Source organism: Mastigocoleus sp. MO_188.B34 (assembly GCF_030065675.1).
Lineage (GTDB): Bacteria > Cyanobacteriota > Cyanobacteriia > Cyanobacteriales > Nostocaceae > Mastigocoleus.
Map to the genome: position 1 here is coordinate 15,832 of NZ_JASJDK010000016.1, position 16,562 is coordinate 32,393.

Annotated in this window: 13 protein-coding genes; 9 read left to right on the forward strand and 4 right to left on the reverse strand. The window is 37.0% G+C overall.

Annotated elements, in window-relative coordinates; all coding sequences use genetic code 11:
* Positions 1–82 precede the first annotated feature (82 nt).
* The 3 genes from QNJ50_RS06195 (at position 83) to QNJ50_RS06205 (ending at position 2,610) form a co-directional block, all read left to right on the forward strand.
* Positions 83–1,333 (forward strand): CCA tRNA nucleotidyltransferase, encoded by a 1,251-nt coding sequence (locus QNJ50_RS06195; protein ID WP_300633238.1) that lies wholly within the window; start codon positions 83–85, stop codon positions 1,331–1,333.
* Between the two features lie 10 nt (positions 1,334–1,343).
* Positions 1,344–1,547 carry a hypothetical protein gene (locus tag QNJ50_RS06200; RefSeq protein ID WP_300633240.1) on the forward strand — a complete coding sequence of 68 codons (204 nt, stop codon included), beginning with the start codon at positions 1,344–1,346 and terminating at the stop codon, positions 1,545–1,547.
* A gap of 661 nt (positions 1,548–2,208) precedes the next feature.
* Entirely contained in the window at positions 2,209–2,610 is a 402-nt protein-coding gene (locus QNJ50_RS06205) for a hypothetical protein (RefSeq protein ID WP_300633242.1), read from the forward strand.
* A gap of 115 nt (positions 2,611–2,725) precedes the next feature.
* Here the strand turns inward: QNJ50_RS06205 and QNJ50_RS06210 are convergent, their stop codons facing one another.
* Both QNJ50_RS06210 and bchH read right to left on the reverse strand, forming a co-directional pair.
* Positions 2,726–3,463 carry a hypothetical protein gene (locus QNJ50_RS06210; protein ID WP_300633243.1) on the reverse strand — a complete coding sequence of 246 codons (738 nt, stop codon included), beginning with the start codon at positions 3,461–3,463 and terminating at the stop codon, positions 2,726–2,728.
* A gap of 115 nt (positions 3,464–3,578) precedes the next feature.
* Positions 3,579–7,331, reverse strand: a complete 3,753-nt coding sequence (bchH, locus tag QNJ50_RS06215) for a magnesium chelatase subunit H (protein WP_300633244.1) — start codon at positions 7,329–7,331, stop codon at positions 3,579–3,581.
* A gap of 186 nt (positions 7,332–7,517) precedes the next feature.
* Here bchH and QNJ50_RS06220 point away from each other — a divergent pair, with 186 nt between their 5' ends.
* The 5 genes from QNJ50_RS06220 to QNJ50_RS06240 all read left to right on the forward strand — a co-directional run bounded on the left by QNJ50_RS06220 (position 7,518) and on the right by QNJ50_RS06240 (position 12,972).
* The gene (locus QNJ50_RS06220; protein ID WP_300633246.1) at positions 7,518–8,303 is read left to right on the forward strand and encodes a hypothetical protein; all 786 of its coding nucleotides are present in this window, start codon (positions 7,518–7,520) and stop codon (positions 8,301–8,303) included.
* Between the two features lie 200 nt (positions 8,304–8,503).
* Complete coding sequence (locus QNJ50_RS06225; protein ID WP_300633248.1) at positions 8,504–9,148, forward strand: hypothetical protein; 645 nt, start codon at positions 8,504–8,506, stop codon at positions 9,146–9,148.
* Positions 9,149–9,683: 535 nt separating this feature from the next.
* On the forward strand, positions 9,684–10,019 hold the full coding sequence (locus tag QNJ50_RS06230) for an NfeD family protein (protein ID WP_300633250.1): 336 nt from the start codon (positions 9,684–9,686) through the stop codon (positions 10,017–10,019).
* A 126-nt stretch (positions 10,020–10,145) separates the two neighbouring features.
* Positions 10,146–11,507, forward strand: a complete 1,362-nt coding sequence (locus QNJ50_RS06235) for an SPFH domain-containing protein (protein WP_300633253.1) — start codon at positions 10,146–10,148, stop codon at positions 11,505–11,507.
* 190 nt (positions 11,508–11,697) lie between these two features.
* On the forward strand, positions 11,698–12,972 hold the full coding sequence (locus tag QNJ50_RS06240; protein ID WP_300633255.1) for an SPFH domain-containing protein: 1,275 nt from the start codon (positions 11,698–11,700) through the stop codon (positions 12,970–12,972).
* A 283-nt stretch (positions 12,973–13,255) separates the two neighbouring features.
* Here QNJ50_RS06240 and QNJ50_RS06245 read toward each other — a convergent pair whose 3' ends face one another.
* Both QNJ50_RS06245 and QNJ50_RS06250 read right to left on the reverse strand, forming a co-directional pair.
* Positions 13,256–14,242, reverse strand: coding sequence for an SGNH/GDSL hydrolase family protein (locus QNJ50_RS06245; RefSeq protein WP_300633257.1), 987 nt, complete (start codon positions 14,240–14,242; stop codon positions 13,256–13,258).
* Positions 14,243–14,557: 315 nt separating this feature from the next.
* Positions 14,558–15,802 (reverse strand): serine/threonine-protein kinase, encoded by a 1,245-nt coding sequence (locus QNJ50_RS06250; RefSeq protein ID WP_300633259.1) that lies wholly within the window; start codon positions 15,800–15,802, stop codon positions 14,558–14,560.
* Between the two features lie 186 nt (positions 15,803–15,988).
* Here QNJ50_RS06250 and QNJ50_RS06255 point away from each other — a divergent pair, with 186 nt between their 5' ends.
* On the forward strand, positions 15,989–16,462 hold the full coding sequence (locus QNJ50_RS06255) for a YbjN domain-containing protein (protein WP_300633384.1): 474 nt from the start codon (positions 15,989–15,991) through the stop codon (positions 16,460–16,462).
* The last annotated feature ends 100 nt before the right edge of the window (positions 16,463–16,562 follow it).

The following is a 16,562-nucleotide window of genomic DNA, read 5'->3' on the forward strand; positions in this document are numbered from 1 at the left end:
GGAAATCAACTCCAATACCTTTATTGTTAATCTAGCTTAATAACTGGCTTTATTACTAGCCGGAAGGTTTATTTTTATTACAATGTCAAACTTTATTGATCCTCTTATCTCCCCAGAAAATTATCCTTTTAACTTAGAATTGCTACCAAAACCAGCTTACATTGTTGGCGGTGCAGTGCGGGATGGGCTTTTAAGCAGAAAACGAGAATATTTAGATTTAGATTTTGTATTACCTGGCGATGCTGTGGGTGTAGCGCGTAACATTGCTAAGCATTATCAAGCTGGGTTTGTCTTACTCGATGCAGAAAGACAAATTGCTCGTGTGGTTTTTCCTAACGCTACAGCAGATTTTGCTCGACAAGAAGGGGATACTCTAGAAGTTGATTTACACCGGCGCGATTTTACAGTTAATGCGATCGCCTATGACCCATATACGCAAAAAATAATCGATCCACTGAAAGGTGCTGAGGATATAAAAGCAGGTATTTTGAGGATGATATCACCTGCTAATTTACAAGATGACCCCTTGCGATTATTACGGGGATATCGTCAAGCGTCTCAACTGGGTTTTACTATTGAAGCAAAGACTCAAGACGCGATCTGTTCCTTAGCTTCACATGTTACTTCATTGGCTGCCGAGAGAGTAAGGGTAGAAATTAGTTACATGTTGACAAAACCTGAAGGTACTCCTTGGTTAAAAAAAGCTTGGGAAGACAATTTACTATCACCATTTTTTAAAAGTACTACCTCCGAACGGGTAGCTAAATTGCTGGATGTGGATCGAGCGGCTTCCCTACTTGCTCAAAATTGGATGGAGTTAGGGAAGAAATTTCCAAAATATATTCGGGATACCATCAAAACTACTTGGCTGGGTATTGCTAAACTTGCTATGCTCGCGAGCCCAGATCCAGAAGTTGCAGAAATTGAGTTACAAAACTTAACCTATAGCCGTGCAGAAATTAAAGCTGTTACCACTGCTCTGAAATCCTTAAAAACCTTAAATTCAGGTGAAATGTCCTTAAGGGAACAGTTTTTTTTCTTCCAAACAGCGGGAGATGTATTCCCAACTACAGCAATTTTATTTATAGCAGATAATAATAGGGTAGAGGCGATCACACCCTTGATCGCTCGCTACCTTGACCCTGATGATCTGGTTAGTCATTCCACTCAGCTTGTGAGTGGTAAGGATATTATTTTATATCTAAATATACCTTCTTCGCCACTAGTAGGGGAATTGTTGACAGAAATCAAAGTGGCACAGGCTGAAGGCAAAGTATCTACGCCCCATGAAGCTATAGAATTTGCCCGTCAGCTAATTAAAGATTGGAATTGATTAGATTGGGTTGTTTACAGTAGATCTTCCCACGCGATCGCAATATTTTTGGGAATTCTCTGTTAACTACCAGCAAAGAACAATATTAAATAATTTCCGTGCAAATGCGAGATTATTTCCAGAAAAAGATGAATTTTGTGTGAACGATGGTAGTGGAAGTGTTGACATCACTAAACCATCATTCATTCACAAGGTTATTTGCTTTAAGCAATAGTTGTTAATTATACTAATTAGTGAATTGTTTGTGTAACTAATTGTACCTTAAGTTGTATTTTGTAATGTTGTTTTTTTTCAGTAAGAATACCGCTTTATATTTACTTTTAGTTATAGTAAATTCAAATTACAAACTTTAGATTTTTGGTTTGATATATTATTTTCATTAAAAAGCTTCAGGCTCAAAAACTTTATTTTAATAAATCTAGTAAACCTTGTTATTGTATGTATCGCAAAACTAATTCTGATTTATGCCTTGATTTTTGTAGATAAAGTAATTTCCTTTGTAAATTATTTTAGATGTTTTTATGGATAAACAATCCCGATATCAACTAAGAAAAAAAGAAATTTCAGAGTTCATTATTAAAAATAGAGAAACATATAAAAAAGATAAAAGACTTCTATTTTTAATTGCAGCTTTTTGGGGTTTACTACTTTCTCCTTTTCTTGGGTATCAAGTCATTATGTTGTTAGCAATAATGTTTTGTTTTTATAAAGTATTAGTCAATTATCTTACCTGGTAGTTTCTGACTTGGGAAATTCTAGCTACCCATCAGGATTCTAAGGATTGGAGTTAGGATACAAATTTAAACTACTGGCTTTTACTTATTTCTACTCATAATATAGGTAGAACATAGTTTATATAATTGTAGTTTAAACATATGAAGGTATTTAACCATATTGCTATTTCAATAGTCATATTTGGTGTGGTGATTGGAGGGAGTTTGCCAAAATATGCTATGGCTGCATCTTCCGAGCAAGTTTGTCGGAATGCGATCAAACAAAAACTGAAAGAAGCCGATTTTGGTTCTCAGGGAGCTAATATTGCCAAACCAATTATTATTGGAATTGCTGAGCCAGAATTAATTAAGACAATCAAAGATGTCAATCAGGGAAATATTTCACAAGATGATATTCCCGATCGCATCAAAACTGACATCTCAAATCATTCTTTCTTTGTCAATAATCCTTTTAAAATTCCTATTAATAAAGAAAAAGTATCTACCAAAGTTGCGGGGGAAATTAAACCTTTATTAAAGAAGGAATGTAAGGGAGTAAGTTAAGAAATATATTTGACTGCAAATTATAAGAGCGCACATCAGTGCGCTCTTAAAGTTGTTACACGCACGCAATTATTAATCTAACAAATCAGCAGTATTTCCTAACCAATTAATGCTGTTATATTAGCTTCTGTATCCCTGCTACAGCAACTTCTCCAAGATTTTCAGATAAAGTAAGTAATGGTTTTCGCAGTCCCCATTGCTGAACTTTAGTTGCACTCAGAGCACCATGAGCAGTTGCATTTCTTAGTGCTTTAGATAATTTAAGAGCATCAACCCATGATGAGATATTTTGCTTCTCAATCAACCACCTCTGAATTATCTTTGTATCTCCGTCGTTAAGGCTAAGAAAATCAAGTATTGCTTCTCTTTCTGATTTGATTGTTAACCATTTTTCAAGCGTTTTAAATTTTGTTTTATTCGGTGAATATAATGGTTTGTAAGAATTCAATTGGCATTTTTGCGTAAATTGATTGAATTCATTGGGACTTAAGCCTTTTTTAGTCTTCTTAGTTAATAATGTTTTTGCGAACGTCTCAAATCCACCATATGTCATCACAAGTCGCCATTGAGCACCGCGTGCTTTGTGTGTTGCGTTGAGTTTATCAATTGAGTTGTGTCCAGCAGTGGGCTCACACCATTCTAATCCAGATTTAATTAAATAAAATCCTCTTGATAAAGATTGCACAACATCATCAATATGTTCTGGGTCATTTGAGTGACTATTGTTGAAGTGCAGTAATCTCGCTTGTATGTCCTTGCACTTAGGGATGTCGGATTTCCAAGAGCCATATGTCCCGAAAACTTTCCATAAATCACACCAAACATTATTGAGATTTTTAGTTATATCTGCCATGCTGATACTGCCTGCTGATAAATAATCACTGACAAGTAGTGTTACCAATTTAAGGAATTATTACTAATTTACCCTCAGTAGTATCATAAGTTTTTGACCCACATTTATCAGCTTGTTAAGCTGTCACTCCTTCCAATTCTTCATCGGTCAGATCGTATAATTCCCGCAACTTCTGTAATTTATCATCATTAACTTCCCAAAAACCTCGCCCGTGGGCTTCTAGCATTCTCGCTACAATGTTACGAAACGCCTCAGGATTACTTTTACGTAACTTTTCTGCCATTTCTGCATCCAAAGCGTAGGTATCTGCGGCTTGGTCGTATACCCAATCGTCAGTAAAATCAGCAGTACCACCCCAACCAATCAAGGCTGTCATACGTTGGGAAATTTCGTAAGCACCACCGGAACCCTGATCCGCCATTGCTTCAGCCCATTTAGGGTTTAACAATTTGCTGCGATACTCCATTCGCAATAAATCGTCTAAGTTTCGAGGGGTAGTATCTTTAGAAAAACTTTCCACAAAACTGGTTGTGACTTTTTTCCCGGTTTGTTTTTCTGCAGCTTTCTTTAAGCCGCCAGTATTAGCGTAATATTCCTGAATATCAGTTAAACCGTATTCAACCGAATCAATTTCTTGGACAATGTGATCGGTACTTTGCAGCAATTGAGTTAGTACTTCCGGACGAGCTTGTCCTTTATCTTTTCTACCATAACTAAAAACATTCCGACCTTCCCAAGTCTTTCCTAACTCTTCCCCTGATTCCCAATTTCCATCAACAACTTGGTCATTTACTAAGGAACCAAAATCACCCGCAGGATTGGAAAATAGTCTTGCAGATACGTTTTCTACTCCTTGTGCTTTTAATGCTAAAGCATGTTTTTTGATAAAATTCTGGTCTTCCGGTTCATCCGCGATCGCAGCACGTTGAAACAAATCGTCTAACAACTCAATAATATTCACAAAACTATCGCGGAAAATCCCCGATAAATTCCCTAGTACATCAATCCGCGGATGTCCCACATCAGCCAAAGGTTTGAGTTCGTAACGGACAATTCTTCCGGTACCTTCTTTCACGGGTTCTGCACCAACTAATTCCAGGAGAATACCTAAAGATTCACCCTTAGTTTTAATTGCATCCAAACCCCATAACATTACCGCTACGGTTTCTGGATAACTTCCTTCCTGCTGCAAATGTTGACTAATAATTTTCTTTGCAATTTCCCGTCCCCGTTCGTAAGCGCCAGGAGAAGGCATACGATAGGGATCTAAAGCATGAATATTTCTTCCTGTCGGTAAAACACCAGGACCATCCCGTAATAAATCTCCTCCAGGTGCGGGGGGAATATACTCCCCATTCAAACCCCGTAACAAATTTGTTAACTCATCCGTACTCTGCATTAACAGATCATGAACTAACTTTTTATGTTCGTGTTTGTCTGAGTCTTCCTGTATTTCTACTTCTTCTAACTCTTCTTCCCCAAAATAAGCTTCTAAATATGATCGCATTTCTTCGTCGTTCGGTGCTTCACCTAACACATGCAACCCAGAGGAAAACAGACGATTTTCCAAAACCTGCAAATATTCGTACAAATCTACCAAATAATCCCTAAAAGCGCGATCGCTGAACATGCGCACGTTTTCCGGACTGAAGGGAATACCCAAACGCTTTGCTTCTGTAAACGGACAATCTGCATCTAAACCCGTATCCACAATCTTTTTACAAATTGCTTCTTTGAGAGCATAATTCTTTTCCGGATCTTCCCGATATTCAGAAATTAAATCCCGCAGTGCTACCAATTCTTTATACAGTCCCGCACGACCGTAAGGCGGTACATTGTGGGAAATTAACACCCCATAACCGCGCCGCTTCGCCAAAATTGATTCAGAAGGGTTATTCGCCGCATATATGTATAAATTCGGCAAATCTCCCAACAAAATATCTGACCAAGAATAACCAGTATTACCCAAGGGCGAACCTGGTAACCATTCCACAGTTCCATGCATCCCAAAATGCACGATCGCATCTGCGGAAAACTCATTTTGCAACCACTTATAATAAGCTGCATATTGGGGATGGGGTGTTAAATCCCGTTCAAACATTAACCGCATTGGATCCCCTTGAATTCCCAAAGGTGGTTGTACCCCAATCCACACATTACCTAGTTGAATTCCACCAACTTGCAACTCATTATCAAAGGTTTTAATACCAGTACCTGTCAAAGATTTCCACTGTTTTTCGATGCGAGAAGTACCTAAATATCCCAACCATTGTTCTAAACTACGGGCTTTGACACTAGAACCTACTCGACGATTATCGTCATTTGCTTGAGATATATTTTGAGATGCAAATTCTTCTTTGTTGACCGGATTTTCATCTGCTTCCTTAACCCAACGAATTAATTCTTCAGGATCTTGGGGTAATTCGCCAACATCATAACCTTGGTCTTTTAATGAATGCAGGAATTTTAATAGACTACGAGGAACATTTAATAATGCAGCAGTACCCGTAGCCCCATATCCAGGGGGAAAACCATAGAGAATAACCGCGACTTTCCGTTCAGATGCAGGTTTTTGTCTGAGATTTACCCAGCTTTTGACTCGACCGATTAATCTTTGTACCCGTTCAGGAACTAGATAAATATCTTCTCCCACCAAACCACCCAAAGGAACAGTATCAATCGCTCCATCTAATTCGGGTAAAGCATATAAAACCACACTTTGCAATCCACCAATTCCCTGACGCGTCCAGGAATAAATATCTTGAATTAACAACGGTGCAGCAACAATATAAGGTACATTTTTTGCGGTGAGAATATTTACAGCAATTTGGGTTTGACGTCCCGCTTCCATGGAACCTGCGGGTCCACCCACCAAGGGAAAACCAATGGTAGAAACAATTCCATCAACCTTGACCGCTTCCTTAGATAAAGAAAGAGTTTCGACCTTACCTTGCTGACGTTGCTGAGTTTCATATTCACTCGTCATCCAATCCCTGACAGCAACATGTCCTTCCACACCATTAATGAAAATCGGTAAAGGAATTAAACCCGCAGCCTCAAAACGGCGAATTAACTGGGGAATATATGGTTGTTTGGTAATAACGTGTTTACGGTAAAGGAGAATTCCGATGACTGGGGATTTGCGATTTCTTACTTCTGAATTTTGTACAGACGTACCATGGTACGTCTGTACGTTATTTTGGTACCATTCTAAATATGCGCGAGGAGATTCGAAATAACCTTGGTAATCGGGATGCAATAACCCCATATTCGGAGTCTCTATTGGTTGAGGAATATCACCAACTTGCAAATCCAAATATTTTTCTGCTAGCGTCCAGAATAAAGCAGCGACATTCTCAGAACCACCAGCATTCCAATAACCATAAATAATTAACCAGTTGCGTAGGTCTTGCACCTTCTGTACTGGAACATACTTTAATAATTTAGGACCAACCTTTAAAAAACTAATATAACCAGCTAATTTATCTTCTTCCCGTCCATTACCAAACTTATCAAGGATAAATTTTACCGGTTTGGGCATTCCTTTGGGCTTGTCACCAATGGAAAACGCACCAATCTTGGTGCAACTCATCAATTCCAATGCAGACTCAAACACCAACCGGATGGGAATATTACTAATGCGATCGCTAATCCACAAAACTTGGTCGTAGTCAAATAATAAACTGGCAAAAAATACATCTGCACCATCAAGTGCTGCTTCTACCTCAGCACGTTTAGTATTGATATCCCTGTCACTAAATACCCGAATATCTAATTGCGGACAGCGAGATATCGCCACTTTTGCTGCTTTACGGTACAAGTCAGCATTGAAAGATTCAAACCCTGCGATCAAGACGATGCGTTTCATTTACCACAACCGAAAATAGTCTCTCCTTCATAAATCTTAAACTAGCTCATAGTTTTAGTGTTACCTCACGTTATTCTATTTGACTCTATTCTATTTAATTTATTTCCTGGTTACCTTCATCAATAGTTAATATCCTGGATGGAAAGAAAGTCTTTATATTAGTAGGTAGTTAAGCTTTTCTCCCTCATGAATTTACCAGAAAACTTAAATTTAAATTTACCTGTTAAAATACCCGAGCAGGTTGAGAAGGCAAAACAAATTGTGCATCAAGGATTCAACTCTTGGAGTGAAAATGCACAACAAATTGGTGAATCTTGGCAAATTACAGCAGATCAAGTTACGGATAAATTTGTTAATAAATTTACTGCTACTACTGAGCAAGCTAAAGATTCTTTAGGGAATACATTTCAAATAGCAATAGACTCTTCCTTTGGTCATTTTTTAGACAAACATCCGGCATTTTTTAAGCTGACACAAATTTTTGTTTGGGGTGTTAACCACCCAATTATTAGTGTAATCGTGATTATATTTGCAATAGCTCTAATTTTCAGCTTCATTAAGGCTATTGTTAGATTAATTGAATCGGCAAGTTTATCTATTATTCGATTACCTTTACAGTTACTTCAGGCCGGTTTAAAGTTAAGCTTTTTATATTTGAATAAACTTATCAAACTATTATTTATAAAATTTAAATACAGGCACCTAACCGATTCACCTGACAAGCAAAATATTAATATATCGAATAATTCACAAATATTACCAGTAGTAGGGGAAAAATTTGTTTATCTAGAAAAACAACAAAGATTGAAGGAAATTTCCAGCCGGTTAGCAGATATTCAAAAAGAACAACATCAATTATTGCATGAGGCTGCATCAATTCTAAATACTGAACCAGTTTCAGATTCTGACTTAGATTCAGGTTCAAATATAGATTTAAATTCTAGTTCAAATTCAAATTCCATTCAGATTTAAATTCAGACTTCAAGTCAGATTTGAACTCTGAGAACATCAGACAAAATTAAGATTAACCTCATTACCGGTATCAGGTGAAGTATTGTCTTGTGAATAGGTCAAAATATTCGACTTGTGATAATTTTTCTCTGTTCGCTAATATTGAGTGTTTATTTGATATTATCAACAGTAAATTATGAAATGATATTTCGAATGTTTGTATGTCAAAATCAAAGCAATCCACACAAATATTCCGCCAATGGATCATTACAAATCTAATTGGATTCTGTGCCAGTATACCTTTTGGCTTTGGCATGAACTGGTTATTAAATAAAACTTTTATCCAGCTTCAATCAAATAAAATTTTATATATAATTCTAATTTATGGTTTTGTTGGCATAATTATTGGTATTGCTCAATGGGTAATTTTAAAACAATATTTACCTAAAATCAGCACTATGTGGATTTTAAGTAATGCTTTAGCTTTACCTCTGGGAGTTTACACTTTTTTAGTAGTTGGCATAAATACTAGTAATATTTTATTTCCGTACTTTGGTGATGTGATCGCCGTGGGTATTTTAGCTGCTATTGCAAGTGGACTAGGTGGGGGGATAGCTGGATTAACTCAGTGGTGTTTGCTAAAAAAGTGGATAGTTCACCGATATTTTGCCATCATTTGGATTTTTTCTTCCCTCGTAAGTTGCGTACTTGCTGCCTTTATAAGTGTCACAATATCAGTTCTGATTAATGTTTCCCACTTCCCCTGGAATTGGATAGAATTAGCGATCGCATCTGCTATTTTATACAGCGTTATAACAGGGCGAGTGTTATATTGGTTCTTACTCCATCGTGAAAATCCCGCTTGATAACTAAGTAAGAAAAGATTAATAAAAAATAAAGAATAAAATACAACCGTAGAAAGTCTTCTTTGAGGACTTAATTTTTATGCCTACTTCTAATTAAATCGAAGTAATTTAGTATTTTTCCGAAAAGATAAAACTCTAAATTGTGGTTATTTAGTAGAAGATAATTGTAAATTTGAGACTTATACAAGATCTAATTTTTAATTAAGGCTTGAAAGGCTCAAAATTTTTGTCACTACTATGGGAAAATTATACTACTTTAAACTTCGTCAGAGCATATTTACTCCCCTCGCTCTAGATTAATTAGGCTAGTATGACTTTAGATATATGTCACAAAAGATATATGTCACAAAGGTTGATTATGTCCATTTAACTTTTGTCAGCCTAATAATATAAAAATCTTTCAACTCCGGTGGAGATAGAGAAAGTAATACTGCACACATCAAGAATGACACAGCAAAGGGATTGCATCGTAAGCTTTTGATGTTGATAGCCAGAAAAAGCAATATAGGTTAAAACAAATACTGAGGAATAAAAAATGAACCTTCAAATATTAATATTTGTAGCGATCGCAATCATTATTGGTATGTGCTGTGGTGCAGTAATTGTTTTTTTTATTGTTGTCCAACGCCGTCGCCAAAAAGTCGATAGTTTAGTATCTACTAAAAGTTTGATTGGTCTTTTGGCTACAGTAGAGATTCCTTTTGATAGAACATGTAAAGGCAAAGTACGCATAAAAATCAAAGGATCCATGCTTGATTTTACTGCTGGTACGGATGACCCTATAGGTTTTAAAGCTGGAGATAAAGTCTTAATTGTGGAAACAAAGGAAAATCAAGTGTGGGTTGTAGGTGAAAATTATTTGAATCGTTAGGGGTTTGGGACTGACGACTAGGGACTGGGGATTGGCGATTGGGATATTATCAATCACTAATTACTTTTTACTCTTTACTTCTTACTTCTTACTCCTTACTTCTTACTCATTACTTATAAAAAACCTATGTCAATGAAATATTTTTTACAACAAAACCCTCAAACAGTAACTGTTGCACAAGTCGATTCTAGACGTCCTTTAAATATCCAAAAAAGCCAGATTGATGGAGCACTCATCACTAGCTTACCCATTGCTTTAGGTATCTTTGGCGTCGTTTTATTTGTATGGTTTATCAAATCTTGTTTGTGTATTTGTAAGCCCAATGAAGTACTAGTTATTTCTGGTCGGAAGTGGAAAACTAAAGACGGACAGGAATTAGGATATCGAGTTTTAGCTGGCGGTCGGGCGATTCGTATTCCCATTGTGGAAACAGTTAAACGCATGGACGTAACTACTATGCCTGTTCCTGTAGAGGTAAAAAATGCTTATTCTAAAGGTGGGACGCCATTAAATATTCAAGCTATTGCTAACGTTAAATTATCGAGCGACCCAACAATTGTCGGTAATGCAATTGAAAGATTTTTAGAGAGCGATCGCAAAAAAATTCTCCGGGTAGCAAGGGAAACCCTAGAAGGTAACCTACGGGGGGTTGTTGCAGCTCTTACTCCGGAACAAGTTAATGAAGACCGCTTACAATTTGTCGAACGTATTACTTCGGACGTTAGTCGCGATTTGATGAAATTGGGTCTACAAATTGATACTTTGAAAATCCAGAGTGTTTCCGATAACGTAGGTTATCTCAGTTCTATTAGTCGTAGCCGCATTGCAGCAATTGTTAGAGATGCAGAGATTGCGGAATCAGACGCCATTCGCGAAGCAGAACAAGTAGAAGCCCAATGTCAACAAGAAGCAGAAGTTGCTAAAACTCAAAATCAGATTATAGTTCAGGAAAAAGAAAACGAACTACGGGAATTTAAAGCTAAGTTAGAACAAAGAGCACGTTCTGAAGAAGAAGTTAGTATCGCCACAGCTAAGGAAAAACGCGCATTATTTGAGCAAAAATTACAACAACTTAGGGCAGAATTAGAACGTTTGCGCTTGGAAGCTGATGAAGTACTTCCAGCAAAAGCACAACAACAAGCACAAGAACTACAAGCCCGTGGTGAAGCGGCTGTAATTGCAGAAAATGCTAAAGCTGCCGCTCTAGTTAATGAAATGCTGTCTCTAGTATGGCAAGAAACTGGTACTGATGCATCACAGTTATTTTTAATTCAAAAAATTGAACAAATACTTTCTGAAGCCGTAGAAATTCCCGGAAGACTTCAACTAGATAAAATCAATGTTGTAGATAACGGCGATGGTAAATCTCTAGCAAGTCTGGTAAAAGTTTACCCAGCAATATTAAACCAGTACTTAGAGAGCATTCATCAGACTATTGGTATCGATGTCATTGGAACTTTAACTAGCAATAAAGCTGTTGAAAGTTAGTTATTCCAATTTAATTCTAAATTCCAATTTAATTACCAAAAGTTCAAAATTCAAAAATTTGAGGAATACCGATTAAGTGTAGGGTGCTATTAGCGTTAGCGTAACGCACCATTCCAAATTTTAGAATTACGGGTTGTTAAATTCTGATTTCTTAATCTCGAAATTTGATCTTTAATCACAAGTAATAAATATGATAGAAATAATCAGTTTACTCCTGGGTATTTTCGGCGCAGGTTCAGCAGCTACTTACTGGATAATCCGTTACTTTTATCACATATGTCAGCCGAATGAAGTATTAATTTTTGCTGGCGGAAAACATAGAACTTCTACTGGCGGTCAAGTAGGATATCGCCTAGTTAAGGGTGGTAGTAGTATTCAAACCCCATTGTTAGAGCGGACTTTCCGCATGGATTTGAGTAACATGATTATTGACCTTAAGGTCGCAAATGCTTACTCAAAAGGCGGTATTCCCCTCACAGTTGAAGGGGTTGCAAACATTAAAATTGCTGGAGAAGAACCAGTTATTCACAATGCAATTGAACGCCTGTTAGGTAAAAGTCGCAAACAAATAGAACAACTAGCAAAGGAAACCTTAGAAGGTAATCTCCGGGGTGTTTTAGCAAGTTTGACACCAGAACAGGTCAACGAAGATAAAATTGCTTTTGCTAAAAGCTTATTAGAAGAAGCTGAAGACGATCTAGAAAAACTGGGCTTAGCTTTGGATAGTTTGCAAATCCAAAATATTTCCGATGATGTCCATTACCTTGATTCTCTGGGACGCAAACAACAAGCTGAATTGCTACGTAATGCACGGATAGGAGAAGCAAAAGCCAAAGCAAAATCCGAAATTCGGAGTTCGGAAAACGAAAAGTTAGTAGCTCTACGAAAAATAGAAAAAGAATTGGAAGTTACAAAAGCTGATGCGGAAAGACGGGTAAGAAATGCACTTTCCAAACGAGTAGCATTAGTAGCGGAAGCAGAAGCTACTGTAGGAACGCAAATTGCGAAGACACAAGCAGAAGTTGCGGTACAAACCGAGCGCATTAAACAGGTCGAACAGCAATTAATTGCAGATGTACTCGCACCCGCTGAAGCTGAATGCGAACGAGCGATCGCTAAAGCGAAAGGTGATGCAGCTAGCATTGTTGAAGATGGGAAAGCACAAGCTGATGGTATTAAGAGCTTAGCTGAGTCTTGGGTTGCTGCTGGCGATAGCGCCAAAGAAATTTTCTTACTGCAAAAATTAGATGTGTTGCTTAAAGCGATGTCATCGAGTATTCCTGAAGTCGCAGTGGAAAATGTCACCATGATTGATGGTAATAGTGGTAGTAATGCAACCAAGATGGCGGCTTTTATCGAGCAATTGAGACAAGCTACCGGTTTAGATGTTGCAGAAATTATTAATCAATTAAGTGAAGGGAAAAAACTCAAAAGTGCAGAAGTGAAAATAGATCCGAAGCACTAACGCAACTTGTAGGGCGATCGCCACCCCGTACATTGCGATCGCAATGCTTAATTCTTAATTTTTGGTGTTAAGAATCTAGCGGTTCTCGGTAGAGTGTAGTGTAATACGCTCTGTAGAGACGTGAAATTACCCTGCGGGGTGCTGCACGAACACGTCTCTAACAAGAAATTAAGAAATTAAGAAATTCAATTATCTGAACTGTATTAGGCTATAAACCTTCATATCAAAGATTTAAACAGAGAGTGCATCAAAAGAATGAATATGCTTACATTCCGATAAATTATCAGTTTTTTAGCCCTCTATCATTAACAGTAATCTCTTTTATTTTCCGATCAAACAGTTCAGCAACAGCTTTAAATCCTGCGTTGTTGGGATGGAGTTCATCAAACCAATTGTCATCTCCCACAGCATTTCGGCAATCAACGTGAAAAACTCGTCCACCAAATTCTACATTTTCAAGCAAACGTATTTGTGCTTCATTCCAGCGATCAATTATCTTTTGAAGAATCTCCTTTTGTAGTTCTTGGTCTACTATACCTTTGCTTATCATTGGTTGACCAAGAGAAACCCCATTATTAGGGATTCCATAATCGTATCCGTGACAAATAATCTTCAAACTAGGAAAGCGGGATAAGAGACGTAAGAATAAGCCACGGTAGAGCTGAATTATCTTTTCCAAAAAGCGATCGAACTCTTCATTAAGATAATCTGCAGCCTGTCGATCAGGCTCAAATTCACTTAGAAAATTGGCAAGATTACCATCAGCAACAAGATCATTCCCACCTCCACTGATGAGAAATATCTCGGGTTTTTCAGTCTCAATAGCCTGGGTTATTTCATCTTCATTGATGATATTTTCCAGTAAATCGCCAGCTGCACCTAAACTGAAAACTGCGTAACCATCAAAATAATCAAACGGATTAAATAATTGGTCTATGACATCTACCAATAAAAAAGGAAACTGAAACCAAGAATCACCCTCAGAAACAATCTTTTGACCACTAAAGAAAGGGTTATTAACTTTTAGTCTATATTGAAGTTGCCGCCGTTCTCTAGCTAGACGACTAATTTCACCAAACATCCCCCTGTTAACCATCTTAGTAGTATCGACGGTTTCCGGATTTGCACAAATTATTGGTTCGAAAGAGTCACGAGATTCTTTATCAACTACAAGTAATCGCTGTAGTTCAGAATTATCTGATCTCGGATCGGCTAGCATTCGGCGCAGTTTAAAAGGGCTAACTTTAGCATTACTAGTGTTAACCATCATTATTCTCTCCAAATGATAAATTTTTAAGAAATCAAACTAAAAATAACGATTTATTAGGGATATTAAATAATGCTATGTATTGCCAATAAAATAAGTTACTTAAAAGATGATTTACTTATATTATAAAATTATGAAATATCACTTTTTTAGGTTACTCCTTTTGGCTTAAAAATTATTAATACAAAACACCAAAAAACTATCGAGTAACCAATTAAGTTTGTGCTAGTGAAGCATATGATATGATGTCTGCCAAATTACCCGTAGTATGGCATTGTATGAGCCAGACTTTACGGTAAACAGCTTGGCTGCAGGCTATTAGAAATCGTTATTTCCAAGGTATTTAGCTTTCAATTCATCTAACTCTGTATCAATTTTATCTTTGCTGCGAGATGAAGAGTTAGATTGTGAATTAGATTTTGAATTAGATTTATTGGAAGAATTATTTTTTGGTTTACCACCCAGAAATATAGTTTTCATTTCTTCTAATTCCCGATCTATTTGACTCTGAGATTTTTGATTAGAAGATATTTGAACTGCAGGTGGGGGTACAGGTGATGATGGATTAATCGATTTTTTCTTTTTGACAGATTTTGAAACAGCTTTAGATCTTGGTTTAGATCTTGATTTAGATATTGGTTTAGATATCGGTTCAGATATTAAACTTAAATCAGCTTGAACTTCTTCTACAGTTTGATAGCGATGAGCAGGAATATGAGCAAGCATTTTATCCAAAATCTGGACTAGCTTTTTACTAACAGGGTTTTTGATGTATTTTTGCCAAATCCAAACTCCATGATTCACATCGTATATATCAAAAGGAGAATGTCCTGTTAACAGATGAATACAAGTAACACCCAAACTATAAATATCGCTTGCAAAAATCGCTTTCCCTCGCATTTGTTCCGGAGCGACATATTCAGGACTACCAATACTTGTTCCAGTACGATTCAAAGCTGTGTAAGTTGCAACTTTTGCTGCACCAAAATCTACCAGAAATAAATTTCCCCCTTCCTGGAATGATTGAGGAGAACTTACAGTATCGATTCTATGAATAATATTTTCAGGCTTAATATCGCGGTGAATTACTTGTCTGAGATGACAATATTCTAGTACTGGTAATAAATCCTGTAAGAGTTCTAGTATTTGTTGCTCTTGAAAAGCGCCATTTTGTGCTAGTTCTTGGGTTAAATTGTACCCATTGATAAATTCTTGAACCAAGTACTGGCGATCGCCTTGGGTAAAATATGCTAATAATTCGGGAATTTGCGGATGTTTTCCCAATTCATCAAGGCGCATCGCCTCTTGGGTAAATAATTCTGCAGCTTTTTGTAAAGTACTCGTCCCCTGGGCTTGAGGATATAACTGCTTAATTACACAATAGGGTTTTGAAGGTTTATCTTCATCTCTAGCTAAAAAAGTTCTGCCAAAACCACCCTGTCCGATCGGTTGAATTGCGCGATAACGTTCTTTGAGCAGCAATTTGGAACCACAATGCAAACAAAACTTCTCATTAGAAGTGTTTTGCGGTTGGGGACAATTTGGGTTGAGACAGTAGCTCATGTGAAGACAATAATATACCTGCTTCTATTTTGCCTTGCTCTTGAACAATTATTATTTAATCTTGTATGAATCTTATAAACTATCAAACCTACTCCACGTTCTTGATTCTCAAGCTATAAAGTAGGTGTGGAATTATCATAATTTTGAGGATAAATCTGTATGGCTAACCAAATAGATCTTGAAAACATGGGTGCTGAATCAGCAATAAATGATGACAGTATTAATGAAGTATTTTTTAATACTAGCAGTATAAATCACGTAGAAGTAATTGAAAATGTTATTTCTACTCTAGATGAAGACAACAGTGCAATGGTCAGTCATCCACAAGAAGGCACTTACTTGTGGAAGTTTAAGTATGGCACAGTTGAAGTATTTGTCCAATTAACAGGAACCACTGATGAAGATACAATTACAGTTTGGTCTTCAGTGCTCAAGTTACCTGCAAAAGATGAACCAAAAATGATGCGACAGTTATTAGAGATGAACTGTACCAGTACTTTTGAAGCGCGTTTTGGGATTATTGAAAATCAAGTTGTGGTAATTTCCACACGTACTTTAGCTGAGTTATCTCCTGGAGAAGTTTCTCGCCTTGTTACTATTGTTGCAAGTATTGCGGATGATAGCGATGAACCATTAGAAGCTGAATTTGGTATGTCTTAAACTTGGTATCACCTAAAATTTGTTACAATCTCCCGTCCTCTATGCGGGGGTTGATTAACAACATTTATTCGATCCAAGATTTAGTTTCCTTAACTTCTCC